At 72.2% G+C, this 25,940-nt stretch carries 22 protein-coding genes and 1 tRNA gene; 21 read left to right on the forward strand and 2 right to left on the reverse strand.

Annotated features, from left to right (window positions below):
- The first annotated feature begins 97 nt into the window (after nucleotides 1–97).
- The 3 genes from tmk to B5F23_RS05150 are packed head-to-tail and all read left to right on the forward strand — an operon-like array spanning nucleotide 98 to nucleotide 3,386.
- The gene (gene tmk, locus B5F23_RS05140) at nucleotides 98–727 is read left to right on the forward strand and encodes a dTMP kinase (RefSeq protein ID WP_087352442.1); all 630 of its coding nucleotides are present in this window, start codon (nucleotides 98–100) and stop codon (nucleotides 725–727) included.
- Entirely contained in the window at nucleotides 724–1,875 is a 1,152-nt protein-coding gene (locus B5F23_RS05145) for a DNA polymerase III subunit (protein ID WP_087352443.1), read from the forward strand. The genes tmk and B5F23_RS05145 overlap by 4 nt, the downstream gene beginning before the upstream one ends.
- Entirely contained in the window at nucleotides 1,854–3,386 is a 1,533-nt protein-coding gene (locus tag B5F23_RS05150; protein WP_087352445.1) for a PSP1 domain-containing protein, read from the forward strand. The genes B5F23_RS05145 and B5F23_RS05150 overlap by 22 nt, the downstream gene beginning before the upstream one ends.
- Before the next feature lie 558 nt (nucleotides 3,387–3,944).
- Here the strand turns inward: B5F23_RS05150 and B5F23_RS05155 are convergent.
- Complete coding sequence (locus B5F23_RS05155) at nucleotides 3,945–6,578, reverse strand: transglutaminase domain-containing protein (protein WP_143786359.1); 2,634 nt, start codon at nucleotides 6,576–6,578, stop codon at nucleotides 3,945–3,947.
- Between the two features lie 190 nt (nucleotides 6,579–6,768).
- On the opposite strand from B5F23_RS05155, the gene B5F23_RS05160 reads away from it, so the two are divergent.
- The 6 genes from B5F23_RS05160 to B5F23_RS05185 all read left to right on the forward strand — a co-directional run bounded on the left by B5F23_RS05160 (nucleotide 6,769) and on the right by B5F23_RS05185 (nucleotide 13,277).
- A complete protein-coding gene (locus B5F23_RS05160; protein WP_087352448.1) occupies nucleotides 6,769–7,191 on the forward strand; it encodes a 6-pyruvoyl trahydropterin synthase family protein in 423 nt (140 codons plus the stop codon).
- Nucleotides 7,192–7,368: 177 nt separating this feature from the next.
- Nucleotides 7,369–8,412, forward strand: a complete 1,044-nt coding sequence (locus tag B5F23_RS05165; RefSeq protein ID WP_087352449.1) for a glycoside hydrolase family 5 protein — start codon at nucleotides 7,369–7,371, stop codon at nucleotides 8,410–8,412.
- Complete coding sequence (rsmI, locus tag B5F23_RS05170) at nucleotides 8,412–9,269, forward strand: 16S rRNA (cytidine(1402)-2'-O)-methyltransferase (RefSeq protein WP_087352451.1); 858 nt, start codon at nucleotides 8,412–8,414, stop codon at nucleotides 9,267–9,269. Before B5F23_RS05165 ends, rsmI begins: the two co-directional genes overlap by 1 nt.
- 520 nt (nucleotides 9,270–9,789) lie before the next feature.
- Nucleotides 9,790–11,400 (forward strand): methionine--tRNA ligase, encoded by a 1,611-nt coding sequence (metG, locus tag B5F23_RS05175; protein ID WP_087352452.1) that lies wholly within the window; start codon nucleotides 9,790–9,792, stop codon nucleotides 11,398–11,400.
- A gap of 6 nt (nucleotides 11,401–11,406) precedes the next feature.
- Nucleotides 11,407–12,261, forward strand: a complete 855-nt coding sequence (gene rsmA, locus B5F23_RS05180; RefSeq protein WP_087352453.1) for a 16S rRNA (adenine(1518)-N(6)/adenine(1519)-N(6))-dimethyltransferase RsmA — start codon at nucleotides 11,407–11,409, stop codon at nucleotides 12,259–12,261.
- A gap of 2 nt (nucleotides 12,262–12,263) precedes the next feature.
- Nucleotides 12,264–13,277 (forward strand): TatD family hydrolase, encoded by a 1,014-nt coding sequence (locus tag B5F23_RS05185; RefSeq protein ID WP_087352455.1) that lies wholly within the window; start codon nucleotides 12,264–12,266, stop codon nucleotides 13,275–13,277.
- A 304-nt stretch (nucleotides 13,278–13,581) separates the two neighbouring features.
- Here the strand turns inward: B5F23_RS05185 and B5F23_RS05190 are convergent, their stop codons facing one another.
- Nucleotides 13,582–14,763: a hypothetical protein gene (locus B5F23_RS05190; protein WP_087352457.1), complete on the reverse strand. Its 1,182-nt coding sequence runs from the start codon at nucleotides 14,761–14,763 to the stop codon at nucleotides 13,582–13,584.
- A 125-nt stretch (nucleotides 14,764–14,888) separates the two neighbouring features.
- On the opposite strand from B5F23_RS05190, the gene B5F23_RS05195 reads away from it, so the two are divergent.
- The 12 genes from B5F23_RS05195 (at nucleotide 14,889) to B5F23_RS05250 (ending at nucleotide 25,819) form a co-directional block, all read left to right on the forward strand.
- Nucleotides 14,889–15,635, forward strand: coding sequence for a ComF family protein (locus B5F23_RS05195; protein ID WP_241145803.1), 747 nt, complete (start codon nucleotides 14,889–14,891; stop codon nucleotides 15,633–15,635).
- Nucleotides 15,636–16,054: 419 nt separating this feature from the next.
- Nucleotides 16,055–17,014 carry a substrate-binding periplasmic protein gene (locus B5F23_RS05200; RefSeq protein ID WP_087352461.1) on the forward strand — a complete coding sequence of 320 codons (960 nt, stop codon included), beginning with the start codon at nucleotides 16,055–16,057 and terminating at the stop codon, nucleotides 17,012–17,014.
- A 119-nt stretch (nucleotides 17,015–17,133) separates the two neighbouring features.
- Entirely contained in the window at nucleotides 17,134–17,724 is a 591-nt protein-coding gene (gene hpf / locus B5F23_RS05205; RefSeq protein ID WP_206392280.1) for a ribosome hibernation-promoting factor, HPF/YfiA family, read from the forward strand.
- On the forward strand, nucleotides 17,717–18,793 hold the full coding sequence (locus tag B5F23_RS05210) for a DegV family protein (RefSeq protein ID WP_087352463.1): 1,077 nt from the start codon (nucleotides 17,717–17,719) through the stop codon (nucleotides 18,791–18,793). Before hpf ends, B5F23_RS05210 begins: the two co-directional genes overlap by 8 nt.
- Nucleotides 18,794–18,924: 131 nt before the next feature.
- Nucleotides 18,925–19,956, forward strand: coding sequence for an NAD(P)-dependent oxidoreductase (locus B5F23_RS05215; protein ID WP_087352465.1), 1,032 nt, complete (start codon nucleotides 18,925–18,927; stop codon nucleotides 19,954–19,956).
- Nucleotides 19,957–20,008: 52 nt separating this feature from the next.
- Entirely contained in the window at nucleotides 20,009–20,776 is a 768-nt protein-coding gene (locus tag B5F23_RS05220) for an NYN domain-containing protein (RefSeq protein ID WP_087352467.1), read from the forward strand.
- A gap of 12 nt (nucleotides 20,777–20,788) precedes the next feature.
- Nucleotides 20,789–21,352: a hypothetical protein gene (locus tag B5F23_RS05225; protein WP_087352469.1), complete on the forward strand. Its 564-nt coding sequence runs from the start codon at nucleotides 20,789–20,791 to the stop codon at nucleotides 21,350–21,352.
- Between the two features lie 98 nt (nucleotides 21,353–21,450).
- On the forward strand, nucleotides 21,451–22,344 hold the full coding sequence (locus tag B5F23_RS05230) for a hypothetical protein (RefSeq protein WP_087352471.1): 894 nt from the start codon (nucleotides 21,451–21,453) through the stop codon (nucleotides 22,342–22,344).
- A gap of 9 nt (nucleotides 22,345–22,353) precedes the next feature.
- Nucleotides 22,354–23,550 carry a purine-nucleoside phosphorylase gene (locus tag B5F23_RS05235; RefSeq protein ID WP_087352473.1) on the forward strand — a complete coding sequence of 399 codons (1,197 nt, stop codon included), beginning with the start codon at nucleotides 22,354–22,356 and terminating at the stop codon, nucleotides 23,548–23,550.
- 53 nt (nucleotides 23,551–23,603) lie between these two features.
- Nucleotides 23,604–23,679 (forward strand) — tRNA-Thr (locus B5F23_RS05240).
- A 420-nt stretch (nucleotides 23,680–24,099) separates the two neighbouring features.
- Nucleotides 24,100–25,149, forward strand: a complete 1,050-nt coding sequence (locus B5F23_RS05245; RefSeq protein ID WP_087352475.1) for an inorganic phosphate transporter — start codon at nucleotides 24,100–24,102, stop codon at nucleotides 25,147–25,149.
- Between the two features lie 43 nt (nucleotides 25,150–25,192).
- Complete coding sequence (locus B5F23_RS05250; RefSeq protein ID WP_087352477.1) at nucleotides 25,193–25,819, forward strand: DUF47 domain-containing protein; 627 nt, start codon at nucleotides 25,193–25,195, stop codon at nucleotides 25,817–25,819.
- Nucleotides 25,820–25,940 lie beyond the last annotated feature (121 nt).

Below are 25,940 nucleotides of genomic sequence, written 5' to 3' on the forward strand. Positions count from 1 at the left end.
GCGGCCGCGGCCGCTCCGCCGCCCCGTGGTTTTCTCGCGGCAGGACCCTCGTCGCGCTATCATGAAAAGGTTCACTAGCTCGTGAGGGGGAGGATGTATGCGCGGGGTCTTCATCACGCTCGAGGGGGCGGACGGCTGCGGCAAGTCCACGCAGGCCGCGCGTCTGGCCGACGCGCTCGAGGCGTCCGGCCGCGAGGTCGTGCGCCTGCGCGAGCCCGGCGGCACCGCGATCTCCGAGAAGGTCCGCGCCATCCTGCTCGACCCGGCCAACGCCGAGATGTGCCCGGAGTGCGAGCTCATGCTCTACGAGGCCAGTCGCGCCCAGCTCGTGCGCGAGGTGGTCGAGCCCGCCCTCTCGCGCGGCGCCGTGGTGCTGTGCGACCGCTTCTACGACTCGACCTACGCCTACCAGGCCGGGGGGCGCTCCCTGCCCGAGGACCTCGTCCGGCGCGCGAACGCCCTCGGCAGCTGCGGACTCGACCCCGATCGCACGCTTGTCTTCGACCTCGACCCCGAGCTCGCCTACGCGCGCGCCACGGCCGGCGGCGCCGACCGCATGGAGGCCGAGGGGCTTGCGTTCCAGCGTCGCGTGTGCGACGCCTACCTGCGCCTCGCCCAGGCCGAGCCCGCCCGCGTGCGCGTCGTGGACGCCTCGGGCGAGCGGGAGGCGGTGGCGGGGCGCGCCCTCGCCGCGATCGCCGACCTCGTGGACGTGAGCCGCCCATGAGCGCGCCGTCCGCCGCCCCCATGCCCGCCGCCCTCGCCTCGCTCGAGGACCAGCCGCGCGTGCGAGACCTCCTCGCCACGGCGCTCGCCGAGGGGAGGCTCTCGCACGCCTACCTCTTCGTGGGTGCGCCCGGGTCGGGCAAGCACGAGGCGGCCGAGGCGCTCGCCAAGTGCGTGGTGTGCCCGAGCGGCGGAGACGCCACCTGCGACGAGTGTCGTCGCGTGGCGCACCGGACCCACCCCGACGTCCGCTGGCTCGCCCCCGGCAGCGCGACGGGCTACCTCGTGGCCCAGGTCCGCGAGCTCATCGCCGACGCGAGCCTCGCCCCCGTGCGGGCGGCCTCGAAGGTCTACGTGCTCGAGCGCGCCGAGCTCCTGCGCGCGGCGGCGGCAAACGCCCTGCTCAAGACCCTCGAGGAGCCGCCCGAGGGCGTGATGTTCATCCTGTGCGCCCGCACCGTCGCCTCCATGCTCCCCACCATCGTCTCGCGCTGCCAGCGGGTGCCGTTCCGCGCGACGTCCCCGGCGGCCGGCCTCGAGGCCGTGACGCGCGGCTGCGTCGCGTGCGAGTCCGAGGCGCGCGTGGCGCTCGCCGTGGCCGGGACCCCCGCGCGGGCCGTCGACTTCCTCCAGTCGCCGGCGCGCCGCCAGGTGCGGCGCCTGGTGGTCGGCGCGCTCGACGCGCTGGCACGCGACGACTCCTGGGACGTTCTTCTCGCCGCGCGAGAGATCGTGGCCGCCGTGGCCGTGCCCCTGGCCGACGTCAAGCAGGCCCAGGAGGACGCCCTGCGCGAGAGCCAGGACTTCCTCACCTCCTCCGCGCTCAAGCAGGTCGAGGACGCCAACAAGCGCGAGCTCACCGCGCGGGAGCGTTCGGGTATGATGGAGGCCCTGGCAGCGGCGGAGTCGCTGCTGCGCGACGTGCTCGGGCGCCTTGAGGGCGTCGGCGGGGGCGTCGTCAACGAGGACGCGGCCGCCACCGTGGACCGCATCGCCGCCGCGTGCGACACCGCGGGGGCCCTGCGCGCGCTCGACGCGTGCGAGCGTGCCGCGGACGACCTCGCGCACAACGTATCACCCCAGCTGACCCTCGAGGTCATGCTGCTTCGCATCAAGGAGGCACTCGCATGCCCACCATCATCCCGGTGAAGTTCACCTATGCCGCCCGCGACCTGTGGTTCGACCCGGCCGGCACCGGCGCGCAGGAGGGCGACCACGTCATCTGCGCCACCGAGCGCGGCCACGAGATAGGCCTGGCCGTCGGCGACGCGCGCGAGGTCACGCCCGAGGAGCTCTCCTCCACGATCGGCGGCGCCCAGCTGCGCGACGTGGTGCGCATCGCGACCGAGGAGGACCTCGTGCGCGCCGACGAGCTCGCCCGCCGCGGCGAGGAGTCCATGCCCGCCTTCCGCCGCCACGTGGCGGAGTCGGGGCTCGACATGAAGCCGGTGGGCGTGGAGTACCTCTTCGACGGGGAGAAGGCCGTGTGCTACTTCGCCGCCGAGGAGCGCGTGGACTTCCGCCAGCTCGTGCGCGACCTCGCCCGCGAGTTCCACGTGCGCATCGACATGCGCCAGATCGGCGTGCGCGAGGAGGCGGCCATCGTGGGCGGCTACGGGCACTGCGGCCAGGAGCTCTGCTGCCGCCGCTTCGCCACCGGCTTCGACCCGGTCTCCATCCGCATGGCCAAGGAGCAGGACCTGCCCCTCAACTCCACCAAGATCTCCGGCGCGTGCGGCCGCCTCATGTGCTGCCTGCGCTACGAGTTCGAGGCCTACCGCGACTTCAAGAGCCGCGCGCCCAAGAGAAACGCCGTGATCGACACGCCGCTCGGCAAGGGCAAGATCGTCGAGTACGACACGCCCAAGGAGCAGATTTGCCTGCGCCTCGAGAACGGCAAGCAGATCCGCGTGGCGCTCGCGGACATGACGGCCTCCGAGGCGGCGCACAGGAAGAGCGAGGAGCTCGGCTGCCCGTGCCGCCCCGACACCGTGACGCGCGAGGTGCTCGACCGCCTCGAGTCGCCCGACGTGCAGATGGCGCTCGCCGAGCTCGACCGCAAGAACGGCGTCGTCGCGGAGCCCGAGGTGGACGCGGCCGACCTCTTCGTGGAGCCGCGGCGCAAGAGGCGTCGCGCCACGGCCGGCGGTCCCGCGTCCGGCGAGAAGAACGAGCGCGTCGCGGGCTCGTCGGCGCCGTCCGGCGACGAGGCCGCCTCGGGGCGCCGCCGCCGCAAGCGCCGTCCGGGCGACGGCGGGGGAGCGTCCTCGGCGGCGTCGTCCGAGCAGCAGGCCGCCCCGGCGGCCGGCACGCACCGCAGGCGCCACCACCAGGCGGCCGAGGGCGGAGCTGCCGGCGAGGGCGCTCAGCAGGCCGGGCAGCGCCGCACGCGCCGCCCGGGCGACAAGGGCGGCCAGGCCGCGGCGGGCGAGAAGGGCGCGCAGCCGAGGGGCATGCAGCCGTCGCGCCGCCGGCGCGCCCAGCAGGGTGGCGCGGCCGCCGCCGGCGGCGAGCGGCCGGCGCCGCAGGGCGGCCAGGCGCCGCAGCAGCCGGGCGCCGAGGGTGCACCCAAGCGCCGGCGCCGCCGTCGCGGCGGCCGCGGGCGCGGCGGCGCGGGCTCGCCCGGCGAGGGCGGCGCGCCGGCGGGCGGCGCCGAGTAGCGTCGAGCCCGCGTTCTTCTCGCCTAGATGGTATGGGCCGTCCGCGACCTCGCACGCCCCAGAGCGCGTAGGTTGCGGACGGTTTTCTCGTCTGAATCGACCGCAACTCGCACGTGCGTGGGCTACGTGCGGGTTGCGGTCACTTTGGGAGGCCAAACCGTCCGCAACCTGCATATGTCCCCCGTGCGGCCGTGGCCGGCGCCGGCGTTGCTTAGGGATACGGGGTTATGGCAACCGCGTTGCCCCGCGTGCTTAGAAATCCCGGGTTATGGCAGCCAAGGAGTGCCCATGGCGCGCGGCAAGGCGAGAAACCCCAGGTGGCGAGAAGCCCGACGGTCCTTCTCGCTGCCATAACTCCACTTTCGTAAGCGCGCGGCGGGTCAGTGCTGCCATAACCCCGTATCCCTAAGCAGGTCGTGGCCCGGCGCTGCCATAACCCCAGTTCTTTAAGCGGCGCGGGGCGGCGGCGCGCGGTGGTGGTGCGGCGCGGGGCGGCGGCGCGGCGCGGTGGCGGTGTGGTGCGGCGCGGGGTGGCGCCGTGCGTCGCGCCTGGCCCCGCTACGCGAGCGCGGCCAGGCGCAGCACGAGCTCGACGGTCCCGACCGCGTAGCCGCCGCGCGCGAAGAGCCCCACCGGCGCGCCCGCCGCGCGGCAGTCCGCGAGCAGGCAGAGCGGCAGCGCCTCCGGGTCGGCGAACATGCGGCGCGCGAGGCGCTCGGGGAGCTCGGAGAAGTCGTCGCGGACGAGCGTCACGACCACGCCGGCGTCGCGCAGCACGGAGAGGGAGCGCGCGAGCGTGGGGTCGGCCGCCGCGGCCTCGGCGTCCTCGCGCGTGACGAGCGTCACGCCCACGCCGGCCGCGCCCACGCCGGCCGCGCTGTCGGCGAGCTCGTTCAGCAGGTGCTCCGTCGGCTCCTCGGCAAGCTCCAGGAACGCCACGAGGCCAAGGCCCTTCTCGCCGGCGCGCACGAGGCCCCCCGCGGCCGGGAGCTCGATTGCCTGGAACATGTCCTCGGCCGCGGGCTCGCGCATCCGCAGCGCCACCTCGCACGTCCCGTCCACCTCGAGGGCGCGCTCGAGGACCTGCTGGTTGCCGCCCGGCAGGCGGACCGTGGTGGTGAGCCGGTACGTCCCGGCCGGCACCGAGAGCGTCAGCGCGCCGTCCTCGAACTCAGAGCCCCACAGGTCGAGCGGCGCAAAGCCAAAGAGCTCCTGGCCGCCCACCTGCATCGACGTGGTGAGCCGGGCGAGCGACCAGTCCACGCCGTAGACGGGCGCGCGGCCCTCGTCGCAGGTAAGGCGCAGCGAGGCGTCCCGCTCGCCCGGGGACTCGGGCGAGCCCTCCACGCACGCCCACCGTCCGCAGGCGAGAAGCGCCTCGGCCCGCCCGTCGGCCTCCCCCAGTCGCGCGGGCACCCCGAGCGAGCGGCAGGCCGCCACGAAGAGCGTGCGGCGCGTGACCTCCGACGCCTCGCCCGAGGCGAGCGCCCCGACGGGCGTCCCCACGAGCTTGGCCACGTGCTCCGCCGGCGAGAAGCGCAGGTGGTCGGCGAGCCACGCCCAGGCGGCGCGCGGGTCGCGCCCGACCAGCGCCGCGAGCTCGTCCGGCAGCGCCGCGGGCAGCACGGGGCGCCAGGCGCTCAGGTGCTCGAGGCCGACGCGCGGGCAGAGCACGTAGCGCTCCCAGGTCTCGCGCGCCTCCTCCGGCGCGAGCCCCGCGGCGGCCAGCCGCGCCAGCGCCGTGTCGCGCCCGGCGAGCGCGGCGGCGAGGTGGCCCTCAAGCACGTCGGCGGAAAGGTCGAGCCAGTCCTTCTCGGCAAGGCCCGCCAGCATCGTCAGGCGCTCCGGCTCCGGACCGGCGCACAGGAACGCAAGCACCTCGTCGGCGTTCCCGAGCGCTCCGCCCAGCACGCGCGCCACCACGGCGGGGTCGTCTTCCGGGCGCAGCCCGGCGGCGCGCGCCGCAAGCGCCTCGGCGTGCGCGCGCATGGACGCCACGGAGGCGCGGCGCCTCTCGTCCGCCTCGGCCTTGCGCGCTCGGCCGCGCTCGGCCATCTCGGGCGTGAGCGCGCCGGACGGGGCCGGGTGGTCCCTGGGCGCCCGCACGTCGATCGCGCGCCAGCCGGAGTTGCTCTCGCTCACGCGCGCGGCCGAGAGCGCCAGGCACACCTGCGAGACGAGGGCGGTGTCCACGTCCTTCTCGGCCATGAGCGCGCCCGCGCTGGCGTGGACGCGGACGCTCCCGTGGCCCAGCACCGCGCCGCAGCGGCCCTCGTCGTCGGCGGTGAGGGTGACGAGCGGCCGCCACCCGGCCATGTTGAGGACCTCGAGCGAGACCGTCGCCCCCGCGGCCGGGCGCTCGTCAGCCCCGAGGACGCGGACCTCGAGCGGCGAGGACTCGGCGTAGGACTGCGTGACGCCCACCGTGACGGAGCAGCCGCTGCGCATGAGCACGTCCTCGGGGGCGCAGCCAAAGTCCGAGAAGAGCCGCGTGGCCACCATCGGCGCGCGACCGGAGGCCGCCGTGAACCACCCGCGGTCGAGCGCCTCCTCGGGCTCGCAGGCGCCGAGGTAGTGCCAGCGGCCGCCCGCGTAGGCCTCCACCCAGGCGTGGTTGTCGTCGCAGTGGGCCCACCAGGGCACGTAGAGCTGGCGGGCCGGGATGCCCACGGCGCGCAGCGCGGAGACGAGCAGCGTGGACTCCTCGCCGCAGCGGCCCGCCGCGCCCGCGATCACGCCGAGGGCGCCCAGGGTGCGCCCGTCGGTGGTCTGGTAGGTCGCCACCTCGGCGCACCAGTAGTTGACCTCGATTACGGCGCGCTCGGCGGCAAGCCCGGCCACGCGCGGGGCGAGCGCCTCCCAGAGCGCCTCGCGGCAGCGGTCGAGCGGCTCGTTGTTCACGCGCGGGCACGCCACGTAGTGCACGAAGACGTCCTCGGGCAGCGCCGCGGTCTCCGGGCGGGACTCGCGCAGCATGAGCGCGTGGCGCGCGTGGGCGGCGAGCACGTCGAAGGGGGTGTCGAAGACGTCCGTGAGCGGCAGCGTGGCGCAGAAGTAGCGCGCGAGGACGGCGTCGTCGATCGGCAGCGCCTGGAGGGCGGCGTCGAGCTCGCGGCCCTTCTCGCCGAGAAGGGGGCGGCGGGCGTCGAAGCGCGAGGCTGCGTAGTCTGCGAGCTGCTCGGAGAGCTGCATGGGTGCTCCTTGGGTCGGGGCGCGCGGGGCGCCGCGGTCTGGCGGCCTGCTATGGTAGCCCAACGCGCCGGCCCGCTGCCGCGACGTCCGCGAGGCGGCGCGTGCGCAGGCCCCGTGGTTTGGGCGCGCCGGCGAGAAGGGCCGCGCGTCGCCTGCGCTACCATGGACCCACCCGACCGAGAGGATCCCCATGTACGGACTCAAGACCGAGGCGAGCTTCGACTCCGCGCACTTCCTGGCCGACTACCACGGAAAGTGCGAGAACCTCCACGGACACCGCTGGCGCGTCGTGTGCTACCTGCGCTCCGGCGAGCTGGGCGGGGCCGGGACGGAGCGCGACATGGTCTGCGACTTCGGCGCGTTCAAGCGCGAGGTCCGCTCGCTCGTGGCGGAGTTCGACCACATGTTCCTCGTGGAGGAGGGAACGCTCGCGCCGGCCACCGTCGCGGCGCTCGAGTCCGAGGGCTTCACCCTCAAGGTCCTGCCCTTCCGCACCACGGCCGAGAACCTCGCGCGGCACTTCTGCGAGCGCCTGCGCGAGCGGGGGCTGCCGTGCTCGCAGGTCGACGTCTACGAGACCCCGCTCAACTGCGCGACCTACCTCTGGGAGTAGCCCCGGGCGCAGTTCAGGGAGGGACTGGGGGCGGCCTTTCCGGCCCCGAGCCGCCCGTCGCCGACGCAGCGCCGCCGGCCCCCTAGTTTTTCTTGCGCATCGGTTGCGTCCGGCGGGGTCGCTATACTCTCAGGTGGGGGGAGAGAGTCGGGAGACTGGGAGAGGCGGAGGTGCGTCATGGGAAGCAACTCCCTGCACGGTGTCAATCTCACGGGCTGGCTGACGCTCGAGTCGTGGGTCACGCCCGAGCTCTTTGCCGAGGCGGGCGCCCTTGACGAGGAGGCGCTCGTCACCGCGCTCGGGCCGCGGCGCTACGCCGAGCTCGTGCGGCGCCACCGGGCCTCGTTCGTCACGCGCGAGGACTTCGTCAAGATAGCCTCCCGCGGCTTCAACGCCGTGCGCCTGGGCGTGCCCTGGTACGTCTACGGCGAGCAGGGTCCCGAGCCCGGCCCCTACGTGGGCTGCATCGAGCACGTCGACCAGGCGCTCGACTGGGCGGAGGAGATCGGCCTCAAGGTCGTCTTCACGCTGGCGATAAACCCGGGCGGCCCGCACTCGGGCAACGGCATCGCCCCCGACCTGGCCGACTGCCACGTCCCGCGCGACGGCGTGCTCGACGTGGTCTATGCGCTCTCCAAGCGCTACGCCTCGCGCGTGGGCTTCTTCGGCCTGGAGCTCGCCGACGACGCGGTCCCGCAGGTCCGCCGCGGCCTCACCCTCACAGACGGCGTCCCCCTGCACCGCCTGCGCAACTACTACCGCGAGGCCTACGAGCTCGTGCGCAGCGCCGCCGGGGAGGACCCGGTCGTCATCATGCCCGACGGCGGGGTCGCCAACGGCTGGGGCCGCTTCATGGCGCAGCGCCACTACCGCAACGTCTGGCTCGACTGCCACCTCGACCGCTCCGCCCCGCGCGTGGACGTCTCCGGACCCTCCGGCGTGCGGCGCCTCGTCGCCGCGCACGCGCGCCACGTCCGCGACGCCCAGCGCTCCGGCATGCCGGTCATGGTGGGCAAGTGGTCGTCCTCCCTGCCGATCGCCGACTCCCAGATGACGCCTGAGGGGCGCATCGCACTCGAGCGGGTCTACACCTCCGAGCAGCTCGGCTCCTACGAGAAGTGCCCCGCGTGGTTCTTCAACACCTGGAAGACGAGCGGGATGCTCGCCGGCTGGGACGCGCGCGTCGCGCTCGCCACCTTCGAGCGCGGGATGATCGTCTGATGGCCGGACTGCTCAGCGTCGTCGGAACCCCCATAGGAAACCTCGAGGACGCCTCGCCCCGCGTGGTCCGCACGCTCGGCGAGGCGGACCTCGTGCTCTGCGAAGACACGCGCGTCACCGGCAGGCTCCTGAGCGCGCTCGGCGTGCGCGCGCGACTCGAGCGCTGCGACGAGAACGTCATGGCCAGTCGCATCGAGGGGGTGCTCGCGCGCCTGGCGGCCGGCGAGCGGGTCGCCTTCGTCTCGGACGCCGGCATGCCGGGCGTCTCCGACCCGGGCCAGCGCCTCGTGGACGCCGCCCTCGACGCCGGCGAGCGGGTCGAGGTGGTGCCCGGTCCGAGTGCCGTGACCTGCGCGCTCGTAGCGTCGGGGCTCGCGAGCGAGCACTTCTTCTTCGAGGGGTTCCTCCCGCGGCGTCCCGGCGCGCAGCGCGCGCGGCTTGAGGAGCTCGCCGCGGTGCCGGGCGCGATCGTGGTCTACGAGAGCCCGCGCCGCGTCGCCGAGACGCTCGCCAACGTCGCCGAGGTGATGGGCGGCCGGCGCGTCGCGCTCGTGCGCGAGCTCACCAAGCTCCACGAGGAGGTCGTGCGCGGCGAGGCCGCCGAGCTCGCCGCCGAGGTCGCCGCGCGCGGCGAGGTGCGCGGCGAGTGCGTCGTCGTGATCGCCGCGCCGGGCCCCGACGAGCTCGAGCGCCGCCGTGCCGCCGCGGCGGGCCCCGCGCGCCCGCTCGAGGAGGAGATCTCCGCCGGCCTCGCGGCGGGGGAGCCCAAGAGCGCGCTTGCCAAGCGCCTGGCGCGCGCCTTCGGCCTGCCGCGCGCCGAGGTCTACGACGCCGTGGTGGCCGCGGCGGGCCGGTAGCGGGCGGACCTCGAGGTTCTTCTCGCCCGGGCCCGGGCCGGGGTGTGGCCGTGGCCCGCCGAAACGGCGACCCGATTGGGCACGACGCGGCTGCCCGCGGCACAAGCGCGCGACCCTGGTCTGCCAGAAAAGTGGCCCGATTGGGTGTCTGGCCCTTCCCGCGTCTCCGGGGAGCCCCGTCCTGTCACAAAACCCCTTTGGTTGGGTGGCATGTTTGATGCCCGACTCCACCCAGGGGGCCGCCTGGGGCCGTTTTGCCAGGTTTTTCTCGACATTGGGTGGCATTCTTGATGCACCCCATCAAACATGCCACCCAATCGCGGCCCTTTTTTGCGGCGGGGCGAGAAGGACGCCGCGGAGTCGGAGGACGCGGCGGGGCGAGAAGGACGCGGCGGGGCGAGAAGGGCACAGCAGGGCGAGAAGCGCGCGGCGCCGACAAGCGCGCTCCGCCCGCCCGTCGCGTGGGCGTTAGCGCTACAATCGACCCCGCATGCCAAGATCCGTCATGAGGAGTCGTCACATGGCAGAGAAGCCGTCCTACTTCATCACCACCCCCATCTACTACGTCAACGCCGCCCCGCACCTGGGGACCGCGTACTGCACCGTCCTGACCGACGTCCAGGCGCGCTTCCGCCGCGCCGCCGGCTACGACGTCAAGTTCCTGACCGGCATGGACGAGCACGGCGAGAAGGTCGCCGAGGCCGCCGCCGAGCACGGGATGACGCCGCAGGAGTGGTGCGACTCCCAGGCGCCGCTCTTCACCGAGCTCTGGCGCGAGCTGGAGATCTCCAACGACGACTTCATCCGCACCACCGAGCCCCGCCAGCACCACGCGGTCCAGTACCTGTGGGAGCGCATGCGCGAGTCCGGCTACCTCTACAAGGGCTCCTACGACGGCTGGTACTGCGTGCCCGAGGAGACCTACTTCACCGAGACCCAGGTGGAGAAGGCCGACGAGGAGCGCGGCACGAAGGGCGAGCACCTCTGCCCGGACTGCGGCCGCCCGCTCGAGCGCGTCCAGGAGGAGTCCTACTTCTTCAAGCTCTCCGCCTTCCAGGACCGCCTGCTGGCGCTCTACGACGAGCACCCCGAGTTCGTGCAGCCGGACTTCCGCATGAACGAGGTTCGCACCTTCGTGGCCGGCGGGCTCCAGGACCTCTCCGTGTCCCGCACCACCTTCGACTGGGGCATCCAGGTGCCCTTCGACGACGGCCACGTGACCTACGTGTGGTTTGACGCGCTGCTCAACTACATGACCGCCGTGGGCTACAGCGTGGACTCCGACGAGGCCCGCGCCGAGCTCGCGCGCCGCTGGCCCGCCCAGTGCCACGTGGTGGGCAAGGACATCATCCGCTTCCACTGCGTGATCTGGCCGGCCATGCTCATGGCCATCGGCGAGGCCCTGCCCGAGCACGTCTTTGCCCACGGCTTCCTCACGGTGCGCAACTCCGAGACCGGCAAGGCCGAGAAGATGAGCAAGTCCCGCGGCAACGCCATCGCCCCGCGCGACGTCATCGATCTGCTCGGCGTGGAGGGCTACCGCTACTACTTCATGACCGACGTCTCCCACGGCGAGGACTCCGCCATCTCCTTCGAGCGCATGGAGCAGGTCTACAACGCCGACCTGGCCAACAGCTGGGGCAACCTCGTCTCCCGCGCGCTCAACATGAGCGCCAAGTACTTCGACGGCGCCACGCCCAAGTGCCCCGAGGGCTGGGGCGAGAAGGACGGCGTGCTGCGCGGCGTGGCCACGGGCATCTACGACCGCTACGCCGCGTGCATGGAGCGCTTCGACTACGTGGGCGCAAAGGACGCCGTGATGGAGCTCGTGCACGCCGCCAACCACTACATCGAGGACTCCGCGCCCTGGGCCGTGGCCAAGGACCCGGAGCGCGCCGGCGAGCTCGCGGACATCATCCGCGACCTGCTCGAGTCCATCCGCATCTGCGCGCACCTGCTCGCTCCGCTCATGCCCGAGACCTCGGCCGAGGTCCTGCGCCGCATGTCGCTCGCGGGCGAGGCCGGCACCGACGACCTGCGCGCGGCCTGCGCGTGGGGCGGGCTTGCCGGCGGCGTGGCGGTGACCAAGGGAGACGCGCTCTTCCCGCGCCTCGACACCAAGAAGAAGTAGGCCGCCGTGGCTAGATCACCGCTTGCGAGCCCCGGCGCCACGCGTGCGCTGCTCGAGGCCTACGGCCTGGCCACCAAGCACAGCCTGGGCCAGAACTTCCTGGTGAGCGACCGCGTCATCGAGAAGATCATGGACCTCGCCGACCTCGCCGGGACCGAGCGCGTGCTCGAGGTGGGGCCGGGCATCGGCACGCTCACGCTCGCGCTGCTCGACGACGCCGCGCGCGTCGTCTCGGTGGAGATGGACCGTTCGCTCGAGCCGGTGCTCTCCGCCCACGCCGCCGCGCACCCCAACTTCGCCTACCTCATGGGCGACGCGCTCGCGGTCCCGGCCGAGGCGATCGCCGAGGCGGCGGGCGGGGAGCCCACGGTGATGGTCTCCAACCTGCCCTACAACGTGGCCGCCACGATCATCCTGGACTTCTTCCAGCGGATGGGCTCGCTCGAGCGCGCCGTGGTGATGGTGCAGGCCGAGGTGGCGGACCGCATCTGCGCCAAGCCGGGTGGCCGCACCTACGGCGCCTACACCGCCAAGCTGGCGCTTCTCGCCCGCGTGACGGGACGCTTCGAGGTGGGGCCGGGCAACTTCATGCCGCCCCCGCACGTGGACTCCGCCGTGGTGCGGCTGGAGCGCGCGCCGCTCGAGGGCGCGGGCGACGTCGCGCGCGTGTCGGCCGTGATAGACGCCGCGTTCGCCCAGCGGCGCAAGACCATAAGAAACTCGATGTCCGCGTCCGGGTTCGCGCGCGAGGCGCTCGACGCCGCCTTCGCGGCCTGCGGCATCGCGCCCACCTGCCGTGCGGAGACGCTCGCGCCGGAAGACTTCGTGCGGCTCGCCGCCGCGCTCGACGAGGGGGAGTAACCATGCCCGAGCCCGTTGCCCTCGACCACCTCACGCTCGCCGACCGCGAGCTCTTCCACGACCGCAGGGGGCGCGCGTGCCCGCTGCCCGCGCCGCTCGCCCCGCTCGCGGACACCCACGGGCACCTCACGAGCTTCCGCGCCCACGACCCGGCGCTCGCCATCGCGCGCGCCGCGCTCGCGGGCGTGCGGCTGCTCGTGGTGCCGGTCGACCCGGTGAGCGACGTCGGGCGCAAGTGGCCGGACGTGCAGGCGTTTCTCGCCTGGCTCGACGAGCAGGTAGAGATCGCGCGCGAGTGCCTTGCGGAGTGCGCCGGGCAGGGCTTCGTCCCGCCGGCCTTCGAGGGCTTCGACGACGTGCCGGACCTGCTGGACAACGTGAGGATCGTCGCCGGCGCGCACCCCTACGGCGCCGAGGCGCTCGACGACGCGGCGCTGGGGCGCCTTCGCGAGCTGCTCGAGAGCCCGCGGGCCGTGGGCGTGGGCGAGTTCGGCCTGGACTACGGCCCGTACAGCGGCGTGGGCCCCGCGGCGCAGGAGGCGGCCTTCCGCGCCCAGCTGCGCATCGCCCACGAGCTGAACCTGCCCGTCGAGCTGCACATCCGTGACGCCGCGGGTGACGTGCGCGCCACGGCCCACCTGCAGGCGGCGCGCATCCTGCGCGAGGAGGGCGTGCCGGCGCGCGGCTGCGACCTGCACTGCTTCACCTCGGGCCTCAAGGTGATGGAGGACTTCACGCGCCTCGGCTGCCACGTCGCCTTTGGCGGCGCGGCCACCTTCAGCCGCTCGGACGACATCCGCGAGGCGGCCGCGTACTGCCCCGAGCGCTACCTGCTCACGGAGACCGACAGCCCCTACATGGCGCCGGTGCCCCTGCGCGGCGAGGAGTGCGAGCCCGCCATGGTGGCCTACACGGCAGCCTGCGTGGCCGACGCGCGCGAGGCGGCGGGCCGAGAGGACCGGGCGGCCACGTACGCGGCGCTCTGGAAGAACGCCCGCACGCTGTTCGGCGTGTAGGGGCCCGGACGGTCGCGCGACGGCGCCCCTCGCCCCGTCTGCGCCCGAGCCTCGCCTGCACTTCTCGTCCCCGGCGCCCGCACTTCTCGCCTAGCCCGCACCTGATGCCCGCACTTCTCGCCCGCACTCCAGAAGTGCGGGCCTTCCGGCTGGGCGGAACCGCACTCAAGGGCGTCTGTCGAGAAGAACCCCGCACTCGACGTCCTTCTCGCCGTTCGGCGCCCGCACTTCTTGGGTGAGGCCATCGAGTGCGGGCACGCCCCCTGCGCTACGGTCGCCCCAGCGCCCCGCACGCCCCCCCGCGCTACGGTCGCGCGTCGAGGTCAACGCCGTTCGCGCGGGCCAGGTCGCGCCAGCACTTCTCGGCGGCACGTCGGTAGGCCTGGCGCGGGACGCCCTGGCGAACGCCGTCGAAGCCCGCGGCCGAGCCTGAGCGCATGGCGGCGATGAGGCGGTCCACTGCCTCCGAGACCGCCCTGCGCGCCCAGCCCATGCGTGGGCCGCGCGCCGTGGCCGCGACCATGGGCCCCGCCCCCACGGCGACGCCCCCCATCCATCGCGCGCCCGCCATCCGGCAGAACTGCCCGAGCAGGGCAAACGACGGCTCGATCTGCTCGGGCTCGTAGAACCCCATGTTGGCCAGCGCGTAGACGCGCGTCCCGGGCGCGATCAGCCCCGCCGCGCGCCCGAGGAGGTCCACGAGCCCGGCGGGCGGCGCGTCCACGTAGAGCGGATAGCCGAGAAGCACCGTGTCGCAGCCAGAGAGCGCGTCGCCGTCCGCCCCGGAGCGCGGGCAGCCCACGTGGACCACCTCCGGCGCGGGGCCGTCCCCGTAGACGCGCGCGTAGACGCCGAGCGCCTCCTCGAGGTCGGCGAGAAGGGCGGCGGTGGTCGAGCGCTCGCCGCGCGGGCTGGCGTTGACGAGCGCGACGCGGCGGGGGAGCGCGGGCACCCCCGACGCCGCCGGCTCGCACGGCGCTGACGCCGGCGCGTCCCTCTCGGCGGGTATGCCGCTCACGTCGCCGGGAAAGCCGACGCCCGCGAGGCGGGCGCCAAAGTTGAGGGCGTTTCTCCCGGCGAGCCGCCGCGCCGTGGCGCGCTCGGCGTCCGTGGAGGGGCCGTAGAGAACAAACCGCAGGTCAAAGGTGTGGTCGTAGCGCATGCGATGGTGCAGCTCGCCATCGGTCACGGCAAAGCGCGGGTGCAGGTAGCCGAGGGAGCGCTCCAGGGCGCGCTTGGCGAGCGGCGAGAGCCAGCCGAAGGTCATCTTGGACACGACGACCAGCTCGTCCGTGCGGGAGAGCAGGCTCCCGAGGTCGCCGAGCGCGTCGCGCGCCACGCAGGCCCCGGGCGTGCGCGTCCAGCATCCAAAGCACCCGGCGCAGTCGCGCGCGGCGAGAAGGTCCTCGCGCACGACGGCCGCGTCGGGACAAAGCCCGAGCTCGTCGAGCTGCCTTCGTGTGAGGTCGCAGAAAACCGTGCGCATGGGCGCCTCCCTTCTCACTAGCGATGATACCCGCGCGGCCTCGCGCCCGAGCGGGACTTCGCCGTCCGCCCGTGCTAGACTTCTCCCTACCGAGCGACCCCCAGCCTCAGCGGAAGGGGGTCGCTGTGCGTATAGGGGGTCTTGTCCGTGCGGCGGGGGAGGGGCTCGCGGAGGTCCTGTGGCCCACGCGCTGCGTGGGGTGCGACCAGCCCGGCGAGCTCCTCTGCGACGAGTGCCGCGCCCGCCTGCCGTGGGTCGAGCAGCGCCTCGCGTGCCCGGCGTGCGGGGTCCCGTACGGGCACCTCACGTGCACCGAGTGTCCCGGAGAGCCGGGCGGCGCGGCGTGGCCCGCGCGCGCCACGATAGCCGCGCTCGGCTTCCGCGGCACGCCGGCACGCATGGTCACCTGCCTGAAGGACGCCCACGAGCTGCGCCTGGCCCCGGCCATGGCCGCCGCCATGCTCACCGCGCTCGAGGAGGCGTCGGCGTGGCCCGCGGCGGACGGCCGGCCGCGCTTCTCGCCGCGCGAGACCGACGGCGTGTGCTTCGTCCCCGCCACGGCCGCCGCCTTCTCCCGGCGCGGGTTCGACCACATGGAGCTCGTGGCCCGCTCCCTCGCCGGGTGCGCGGGGCTGCCGCTCGCGGACGCGCTCGTGCGGGCTCCGGCGCGCGACCAGCGCGAGCTCGGCCGCGAGGAGCGCTCGGCCAACCTCTCGGGCACGGCCCGCGTGGTGCAGGACGTCGCGGGGGCGCGCCTGCTGCTGCTCGACGACGTCGCGACGACCGGCGCCTCGCTCGCCGAGGCGACCCGCGCCCTCCTCGCCCGCGGCGCCGCGTCCGTGACCGCCTGCGTCTTCGCGCGCGTCTGGTGAGCCCCCCGGCCGCGCCCAGCCCGCCCGCCGGCCGCCCGCCGTCCGCCCGCCGGCGCGTTGCCGGTTGGAGAACGCTGCCCCCGACGTCTTCTGGGGGCGGGTATACTCGAGTGGTCTCGACCAGGTCTGTGGTTGCGGGAGGGGCGGGCGTCTGCCCGCGCCGACCAAGTCCATGCCAGACGAGGGCAAAGGGATCCACGTAAGCCCGGGCGTGCGCGCCCGTGCGATCATGGCTCGTCCTAGAGGTAAGTCGTACCGCCCGTCATACGCATGAGGCATCCGGCCTCGCGGGCGAGAGGGGCTAGAGTGGAGGCGCCGCGGCGCCGAAAGCGACGCTCCCGGTACGCGGGTGTGGGGGCAAAGACCAGGTCAGCTGGGAGAGACGCGCAGAAGGTCCCCGCCGGGAAGAAGGGCTTGCCATGCTGAGCAACCACATTCGCGCCGCAGCGGCCACCGTCGCCGCCCTCGGCCTCGCGCTGGGCCTCGGAGGGTGCTCCGTGGGCCCCGTCGACCTCGACGACTTCCTCATGAGCACCTCCGTCGCGGACGCCCAGGCCGCCGCCCGCGCCGAGCTCGCGCCCGTGGTGACGAGCGACGCGCTGCGCCAGGCCGACACCCTCACGGTGGGCATCCTCACCACCGAGTCCGCCCCGCTCTCCCTCGCCGCGTCCGACGGCAGCCAGAGCGGCATAGACGTCGACGTGGCCCACGCCCTCGCGGACGCGCTCGGGCTCGGCACGGTCTCGTTCGTCTCGGTCTCGGACGTGGACACCGCGCTCGCTGAGAGCTGCGACGTCGTGATGGGCGTCACGGCTGAGAACGCCGGCGGCGCCACGGTGGTGGGCTCCTACGTTCAGAGCGCCACGGGCGTCTTCACCAAGCAGGGCCTCGACGTCCCCGCCGACGCCTCGGCGCTCTCCGGCGCGCGCGTCGCCGTGCAGGGCGGCTCGGTCTCCGAGAGCGTGCTCATGGGCTACGAGCTCGACGTCACCGAGGTGAACGTGGACAACCTCAACGCGGGCTTCGACGCGCTCGACGCCGGCGAGGCCGACTTCGTCGTCTGCGACGCCTACGCGGGCGCCTACCTCGCCACCGCCTACCCCGGCACCTCCTTCGTGGGCACGCTCGACTCGCCCTCCGCGGTGGGCATCGCGGTCTCGGGGTCCAACGCGGAGCTCCAGGCGGCGCTCGCCACGGCCCTGGACACGATCTCCACCAACGGCGTGGGCGACGTCGCGCGCGCCCGTTGGGTGGGCTCGCTGCCCGTGCTGACCGACGAGACGCGCGTGGCGAACCTCGTCGAGCGCACGCCGTCCGCCGACGCCGAGGCGTCCGCCGACGGCGCCGAGACCCCCGACGACACCACGCCCGCCGAGTAGCTTCGCCCGCCGGGGGAACGCCGCGGGCGTTTCTGCCGTCCGGCGAGCGCCCAATTGGGTATCAGTGTTCTAGGGACGGGCCCGTCGCCCGCCCCCAGGCCAACCGATAGGAGGTTCGCATGGTGGACATCAAGATCTCGGGTCGCAAGGTGAGCGTCTCCGACTCCCTGCGCGAGCATGTCGAGGAGAAGGTGGGCAGCGCCCTCAGGGTGTTCGACATCAAGCCCATGACCTGCGACGTCGTTCTTCGCGTCGACAAGAACCCCTCGAACCCCGAGCGCAAGGCCTGCGAGGTCACCGTCTTCGTCCGCGACAACGTGGTCCGCGTCGTCGCCAGCTCCGACGACATGTACTCCGCCATCGACGAGGCGGCCGACAAGGTCACCCGCCAGCTCCGCAAGTACAAGACGCGCGTCATCGACCGCCGCCAGCGCGTCGCCCAGGCCAAGGGGGGCACCGTCACCCAGGAGGACCTCGCCGCCCTCATCGAGCCGGTCCCCGGCGAGACCGAGGACGACCAGCTCGTGCGCGAGAAGTACATCGACCTCGTGCCCATGACGGAGGAGGAGGCGCTCGTCCAGACCGACCTCATCGGCCACGACTTCTACGTCTTCACCAACGCCACCACGGGCCTCATCAACGTGATCTACCACCGCAAGAACGGCGGCTACGGCATCATCAAGCCCAAGATCGAGGAGGAGAATGAGTAGCACCCAGACCGACGTCAGGGCCGTCCCGGACTCCGGGGCGACCGCTCCCGCGGCGGACGCCGCGGACTCGGCCGACAACGCCCAGGCGTCGCAGGAGGCTGCGCGCCTGGGCCGTGCCTATCACCGCAAGGCCAGCGTCAACATCATCGTGGACTCCTGCGCGGACTTCGCGCCGGAGGTCGCCGACGCCCTCGGCGTGGAGGTCGTGCACTTCACCTACGTCATGAGCGGCCAGGAGTACGCTGACGACCTCTGGAAGACCATGTCCGCGAAGGAGTTCTACGACCGGATGCGCGCCGGCGAGGTGGCCACCACCTCGGCCGTGACCCCCGGGCACTACCTCGAGGTCTTCGAGCGCGCCGCCGAGGAGGGCACCCCGACGGTCTACCTGGCCTTCACCCGCGGCCTCTCCTCGAGCGTGGACGCCGCGCGCCAGGCGGCGGACATGGTCCGCGAGAGCCACCCCGACTTCGAGATCTACGTCGTGGACAACGTCTGCCCGTCGGCCGCGGCGGAGCTGCTCGCCATCGAGGCGGTCCGCCAGGCGGCCAACGGCCTCACGGCCAAGGAGCTCGTGGCGTGGGTCGAGGAGGCCCGCTACTACGTCCACGGCTACTTCACCCTGGAGTCCTTCGACGCGCTCGCCCGGGGCGGCCGCATCCCGCCGGCCGCCGCCACGGTCGGGGGCAAGCTCGACATCAAGCCCGAGCTCTCCTACGACACCAACGGCGCCCTCACGCTGCGCGGTATGTGCCGCGGCCGCAAGAAGGCCCTGCGCGCCATCCTGGCCGACTTCAAGGCCAACTACCTCGGCGCCGAGGGTGGGGACGAAAAGCTGCCCATAGGCATCGTCTCCGCAGACGCCGAGAAGGACGCGCGCTGGCTCGCCGACCAGGTGCGCCGCGAGCCGGGCTGCGCCGACGTCCCGATCATCTACAGCTCCGTCGGCCCGGTCATCGGCGCGCACGTCGGCCCCGGCATGGTCGCCCTGCTCTTCTGGGGCAAGGACCGCCGCGAGGCGCTCTCCTTCACCGACCGCATCGCGCGACGCGTGAAGGGCGAGAAGTAACGCGCGTGTGGAGAGGCTCCCCGCCGCGCCACGGCGGCGGGCGCCCCCTCCCGACAGCTGGTATTATCTGAGCGCCCCCGTACCCGCGGGGGCGCCTTTTGGGAAAAGTTGCGAAAGGAAACGCACACGACATGACCACCCACATCCGCAAGGTCGCCCTCGTCGGCACCGGCATCATGGGCGCCGCGATCGCCTCCCACATCCTCGACGCCGGGTTCGACCTCACCGTCCACAACCGCACGCGCGAGAAGGCCGAGGCGCTTCTCGCCAGGGGAGCCCACTGGGCCGACAGCCCCGCCGAGGCCGCGGCGGACGCCGACGTCGTCCTCACGATGGTCGGCTACCCCTCCGAGGTCGAGGACGTCTACCTGGCCACCGACGGGCTCATCCGCACCGCCAAGAAGGGTGCCTGGCTCATCGACCTCACCACGAGCTCCCCGCAGCTCGCCCGCGACATCCACGACGCCGCCGAGGTCGAGGACAAGCACGCCTTCGACTGCCCCGTCACGGGCGGCGAGCAGGGGGCGCTCGACGGCACCCTCACGCTCATCGTCGGCGCGGCCGAGAAGGACGTCGCCCCGGTGCTGCCCCTGCTCGAGTGCTTCTCCGCGCGCCGCTTCTACTTCGACGTTCCGGGCGGCGGCCAGGCGGCCAAGCTCTGCAACCAGGTGAGCCTCGCCTCGTGCATGGTCGGCTACGCCGACGCCCTCGCCCTCGCGGAGCAGTCCGGGATCGACCCCGAGCGCGTGCTCGAGGTCATGGCGAGCGGCACCGGCGGCTCGGGCGCGTCGGCCACGCTCGCGCCCAAGTCCCTCGCCGGCGACTACCGCCCCGGCTTCATGGCCGAGCACCTGCGCAAGGACATCGCGCTGGCGCTGCAGCGCTCCGAGGAGCTCGACATCACGCTGCCCGGCGCCGAGACCGCCTTCACGCTCTTCGACATGCTCTGCCAGATCGGCGGCGCGCGCATGGGCACCCAGGCGCTGACGCTGCTCTACCGCGAGGAGGCCGACTGCGTGGCCGCCGGCCTCGACTGGTCGCTGCTCGAGCGCGACGAGGACGAGCACGAGTGCGGCTGCGGCCACGACCACGGCGAGGGCCACGAGTGCCACTGCGGCCACGACCACGGCGCCGACCACGAGTGCCACTGCCACGACCACTAGGCGCCCGGCATCAACGCAGTAAGGAGACCCACCCACCTTGAACGGTAACGACATGCCCCAGAGCTCCATCGCGGTGCTCATCGACTTCGAGAACCTCGCGCTCGGCACCGGCCGGCGCAAGCGCAACGGCCACCAGGAGCCGGGCCCGCTGCCCGACGTCAAGCTCATCCTCGAGCGCCTCGTCGACAAGGGCCGCATCACGGCCAAGCGCGCCTACTGCGACTGGCAGCGCTTCTCCGACGCCGTGACGCCCCTGCACGAGCTCGGCATCGAGCTCATAGAGATCCCCGACCGCGCCTTCACCGGCAAGAACTCGGCCGACATCCGCCTTGCCGTGGACGCGATGGAGATCTGCCTCACGAAGGACCACATCGACACCTTCGCCATCCTCTCCGGCGACTCGGACTTCTCGCCGCTCGTCTCCAAGCTCAAGGAGTTCGGCAAGACGGTGATCGGCGTGGGCATGAAGGAGGCCACGAGCTCGCTTCTGACCGAGGTCTGCGACGAGTTCATCTTCTACGAGGACATCAGGAGCTCCGGCGGCATCCCCGACTACGCCGCCAAGGTGCCCAAGGACCGCCACGAGTGCTACCAGCTGCTCTTCGAGACCATCGACGCGCTGCAGCGCGAGAGCGACAGCTTCATCCTCGCCTCGCGCCTGAAGGACACGATGAAGCGCAAGCGCCCGCAGTTCTCCGAGGGCAGCTACGGCTACCGCTCGTTCACGGCGCTTTTGCGCGAGGCGGCAAAGCTCGGATTCATCGAGATTCACCAGGACCCCAAGAGCGGCACGGCCGTGGTCGACGGGTTCTGCGAGTAGGAAGGACGCAAGATGACCGAATCCACCAACCCCGAGATCGCGGGTCTCATCGAGGAGCTCTCCGGCGCGAGCCGCCGTCGCCGCCAGGAGGTCGCGCACCAGCTCGCCCTCACCGCGCGTGCCCACCCCGAGCTCATGCTTCCCCACGTCGACGCCCTCGTGGACGCCCTCTCCCGCCCCGAGGCGCAGACGCGCTGGGAGGTCCTCGACGCCCTGTCCGCCGTCGCCGAGACCAACGCCGACAGCGTCGCGGGCGCCTACGACGGCGCGGAGGCGTCGCTGTTCGACGACGCCTCGGCCACGGTGCGCCTGGCGGCGTTCGTCTTCCTGACCCGTCTCGCGGGGAGCTCCCCCGAGCGCTCCGACGAGGCGTGGCCCCTGCTCGACGAGGCCATCCAGTGCTACCACGGAGACGCCGAGTACCGCGACATGCTCGTCGCCCTGCTGGCGCTCGCCCGCGGCCAGGCGTCCGAGGCCACCCGCGCGGCCCTCGCCGATCGCGTCCGCTTCGACGCGGAGAACGGCGCCGGCTACATCAAGACCCTCTCCGCGGAGATCCTTCAAGCTCTCGCATAGGATTGTGCGTTGCGCAAGGAGCCGGCGCGGCTCGTCTAGAATTCACGGCACGTGACGTGGGCCCGCCCTGTGGCGGGCCCGTCCCTAAGGAGGACCACATGGCAGATGACAGGCTGGCGAAGTCCGGGCGCCCGGACGGCGAGAAGGACCAGGCGGCGCGCAGGACGCTCCCGACCCCGGCGTGGGCCGCGATCTGCGCGGCGGCGCTCGTGGTGGGCGTCCTCGCCGGCTACTTCCTGCTGCGCGGCACCGGCGGGGCCATATCCCTCTCCGGCCGCACCTCGCTCTCGGCGGGTGAGCTCGACAGCACCATCGCGACCTACACCCTCGACGGCCAGAGCCACGCCGTGACCGCGCGCGAGGTCCTCGCCGAGACCTACGGCTCGAGCATCCCGGCGAACGACGACGGGACCTACGAGGTGCCTGCGGCGAGCGACGTGGTCTCCTACGCGCAGAACCAGATCCTGCTCGCCGAGGCCGAGTCCCGCGGGCTCACCGCCACCGACGAGGAGGTCTCGAGCTTCACCTCGAGCATCTACGGCAGCGACGACTACGCCACGATCGGCGAGCAGTGGGGCCTCGACGAGGACAGCACCAGGCAGATCCTGAGCGAGCAGACCTCCATCAAGAAGCTCCAGGACGATGTCGTCACCGTGACGCTGCCGACCTACCCCACGGCCCCGACCGAGCCCGCGGAGGGGGAGGAGGACGTCGCCACGGCCGACTACGCCTCCTACGTCATCGACCTGCTCGGGGACGAGTGGGACAGCGAGGCCAACACCTGGGCCCGCACGGACGGCACCTACTACGCCACGCTCTCCGGCTACGAGATCTCAAACGACTCCGCGACCTACGCCGCCGCCCAGGCAGCCTACTCCGTGGCCCAGAGCGCCTACTCCGACGCCTACAACCGGCTGAGCGCCGAGTGGACGGACTTCGCCAACGGCATTCTGTCCAACGCGACGATCCAGCTCGGCTCGCTCGCCGAGTAGGGGCGAGCCGTGCGCGTGGCGATAAGCGCCTGCCTGCTCGGCGCGCCGGTGCGCTACGACGGCGGGTCCAAGCCGGTTCCCGAGGTGATCGAGCTGGCCGGGAAGGAGGGCGTCGAGGTCCTGCGGGTGTGCCCCGAGACCGCGAGCGGCCTTCCCGTCCCGCGCCCTCCGGCCGAGCAGCGCGGCGGGCGCGTCCTTCTCGCCGACGGGCGGGACGTGACCGAGGAGTTTGCCCTGGGCTCGCGGCTCTGCGGGGACGACGTCGTCCGCTCGGGGGCGCGTTTGGCGGTGCTCAAGGCAAAGAGCCCCTCGTGCGGGGTGGGTCTGGTCTACGATGGAACCTACTCTGGAAGACTCGTTGCGGGCCAGGGCGTCTTTGCGGCGCGGCTCGATGAGGAGGGGATCTGCGTGGTCACCGAGGACACCGTGAGGGCGTGCAAGCCGAGCGTCGAGCACCCCGTCGCCATCGTCTTGGGAAGCGGCCTGGGCCACCTGGGGACGCTCGTGCGGCCGGTCCGTCGCATCGACTACCGTGACATCGAGGGCTTCCCGCTCTCGGCGCGGCCCGTGGCGGGACACAGCTTCGAGGCCACGGTCGGCACGATCGACGACGTGCCCGTGGTCGTCTACCCCGGGCGCATCCACCTCTACCAGGGCTACTCCGCCGCCGAGGTGACCTCGCTCGTGCGCCACGCTCACCACCTGGGCTGCCGCGACATCGTCTTTGCCTGCGCCACGGGCGCGGTGCCGGGCATGGCGCACGTGGGCCTGGGCATCCTCACGGACCAGATCAACCTCACCGGGCGCAACCCGCTCGCGGAGTGGGACGGACTGCGCGACGTGGAGAGCCCCTTCGTGGACATGAACGAGGCGTACTCCCCCTACCTGCGCACGATCGCGCGCGGCGTGGCCGACGACCTGGGCGTGGCCGTGGAGGAGGGCGTCTACGCGGGCGTGCTCGGCCCGTGCTTCGAGACCCCGGCCGAGGTGGCCGCGCTGCGCACGCTCGGCGTCTCCTACGTGGGCATGAGCACGGTGAACGAGGTCATCATGGCCAAGGCGCTCGGCATGCACGTACTTGGCCTCACGCTCGCGGCCAACGAGTCCGGCGCGCCGTCGGTGACCCACGAGACCGTCCTGACCGAGGCTGAGAGGCACGCGGAGGACTTCGAGCGGCTCGTCCGCGGGGTGCTGCGCCTGCTGTAAAAAACGGGGCTTGCGCGCGCGTCGCGCTTCTCGTATAGTAGTTAGCCGCTTACGCCAGCTTAGCTCAGTTGGTAGAGCACCGCTCTCGTAAAGCGGGGGTCACCAGTTCGAGTCTGGTAGCTGGCTCCAGCGTAAGTGCAGGCCGTCGGGTTTCTCGCCCGGCGGCCTTTTTCGTCGCCTCTCGGCCTCCGTCCCCGCCGTCGTTTTGCCGAGTGCGCGATATTCGGGGTTCTTCTCGCCGGCCGCGCCGACACCTCTTAGCTACCAACTGGGCAAACGTTGAGTTTGTGTCGGTGAACTTGAAAAGGAAACTCCGAATTTCGCGCACTCGACGGGGAGGGGGCGGGAAGGAGAGGGAAGGGGCGGGGCGAGAAGAACGCCGGGCCCCGGCCCTTGCCATGCGCGCAGACTAATGTAAGCTCTTTGTAAGCAGCGGCGAGCGGGGGCACAAACGACGCCCTTCTCGGCCTTGCACGGCACATCCTTACGTTATCCTTAACGAGCGTTTACAAAGCTGTGACAATTGGTCGGTAAGGGAGCGAGCCTGCTGTGATTAGCTTTGAGCAGTTCCTCGGCGTGCTGTCGAGTAACCCCTTTCTTGTGATCGTCATGCTCCTCGTCATGGGGACCATCTTCGTCAACGGCGCCACAGACGCCGCAAACGCAATCGCCGAGCCCGTGGGCACCCGCTCGATAGACGTGGACTCGGCGATTCTCATGTCGGTCGTCTGCAACTTCGTGGGCCTCGTGGCCATGTCGTTCATCTCCACGGCCGTGGCGGACACGATCAGCGGCATGGTCGACTTTGGTGGCGACTCCCACGCGGCGCTCATCGCGCTCGCTGCGGCCACGGTGGGCATCGTGGCGTGGGGCCTGGGGGCCTGGGCCTTCGGCATCCCCACCTCCGAGAGCCACGCCCTCATCGCCGGCCTCACGGGCGCCGCGCTCGCCGTCTCCGGCGGCCTCGACGGCGTCAACATGAACGAGTGGATCAAGGTCGTCTACGGGCTCGTGCTCTCCACCGGCCTGGGCTTCGCTGCCGGCTGGGTCATCTCCAAGGTCATCCCGATCGCGTGCAGAAACGCCGACCGCCGCAGGGCGAACAACTTCTTCGGGCGCATGCAGGTGCTCGGCGCCGCGGGCGTGGCCCTCATGCACGGCGCCCAGGACGGCCAGAAGTTCATGTCCACCGCGATGCTGGCCATCGCGCTCTCGCTCAACCTGACGGTGGGGGACATGGGCGGCTTCCCGCTGTGGATCATGGTGCTGTGCGCCGCGGTCATGGCCATCGGCACGGCCGTGGGCGGAAAGAAGATCATCAAGAAGGTCGGCATGGAGATGGTGCGCCTCGACAAGTACCAGGGCTTTGCCGCCTCGGTCTCCGCCACCGCGTCGCTTCTGCTCGCCACGCTGACGGGCCTTCCCGTCTCCACCACGCACACCAAGTCCGCGGCCATCATGGGCGCCGGCGCCGCAAAGGACCCCAAGTCCGTCAACTGGGGCGTCGCCAAGGAGATGGTCCTCACCTGGATCTTCACGTTCCCCGGCTGCGGCGTCATCGGGTTCGTCCTCGCCAAGCTCTTCCTCGTACTGTTCTAGGCCGCAAGCACACGTTCTTCTCGCCACGAGCAAAGGAGTCCCCATGCCCCGCATCAAGAAGGAAGACGAGTTCTACACCATGCTCAAGGAGCTCGCGTCGCTCATCACCGACGCGGCCGAGGAGTACAACGGCATCGTCTGCGACTTCCCCGGCTCCATGAGCCGCATCCCGCAGATGAAGGTCTACGAGTCAAACGCCGACGAGCGCGTCAAGGCCATCATGGCCAAGCTCTACACCTCGTTCATCACCCCGATCGACCGCGAGGACATCTCCACGCTCGCCCTCGCCATGGACGACGTCGTCGACTCCATGTACGGCGTGGCGGTTCGCCTCGACCTGTTCAACATGAGCGACCTGCGCCTCGAGGCCAGGCAGATCTCCGAGCTCACGGTCCACGCCGTCAACGAGATGAAGAACATGATCGACCACCTCCCCGACTACAAGAAGGACCGCGTGGTCCTGGAGAAGGCCATCGAGATCGGCAGTGTCGAGGACGAGGGCGACACCGTCTACCAGCAGGCCCTCCGCCGCCTCTTCAGCGACGAGGAGGACGCGAGCGGCAAGTACGCCGTCACCTGGCTGCGCATCTTCGACCGCATGGAGCTCTGTCTGGACGCGTGCGACCGCGTCGCCGGCATCGTGCGCGACATCATCATGAAGGACGCGTAGGCGAGAAGAACGTCACGTCGCGGGGGAGGCCCGCCAAAAGGCAGGCGCCCCGACCTTCACGCAGGACTGCGCTTCGCGGAAGATCCTGCTTAGAAGGCCGGGGCGCCTGCCTTTTGGCGGG

Origin of the sequence: Olsenella sp. An188 (assembly GCF_002160255.1) — a bacterium.
Taxonomy (GTDB): Bacteria; Actinomycetota; Coriobacteriia; order Coriobacteriales; family Atopobiaceae; genus Thermophilibacter; species Thermophilibacter avistercoris.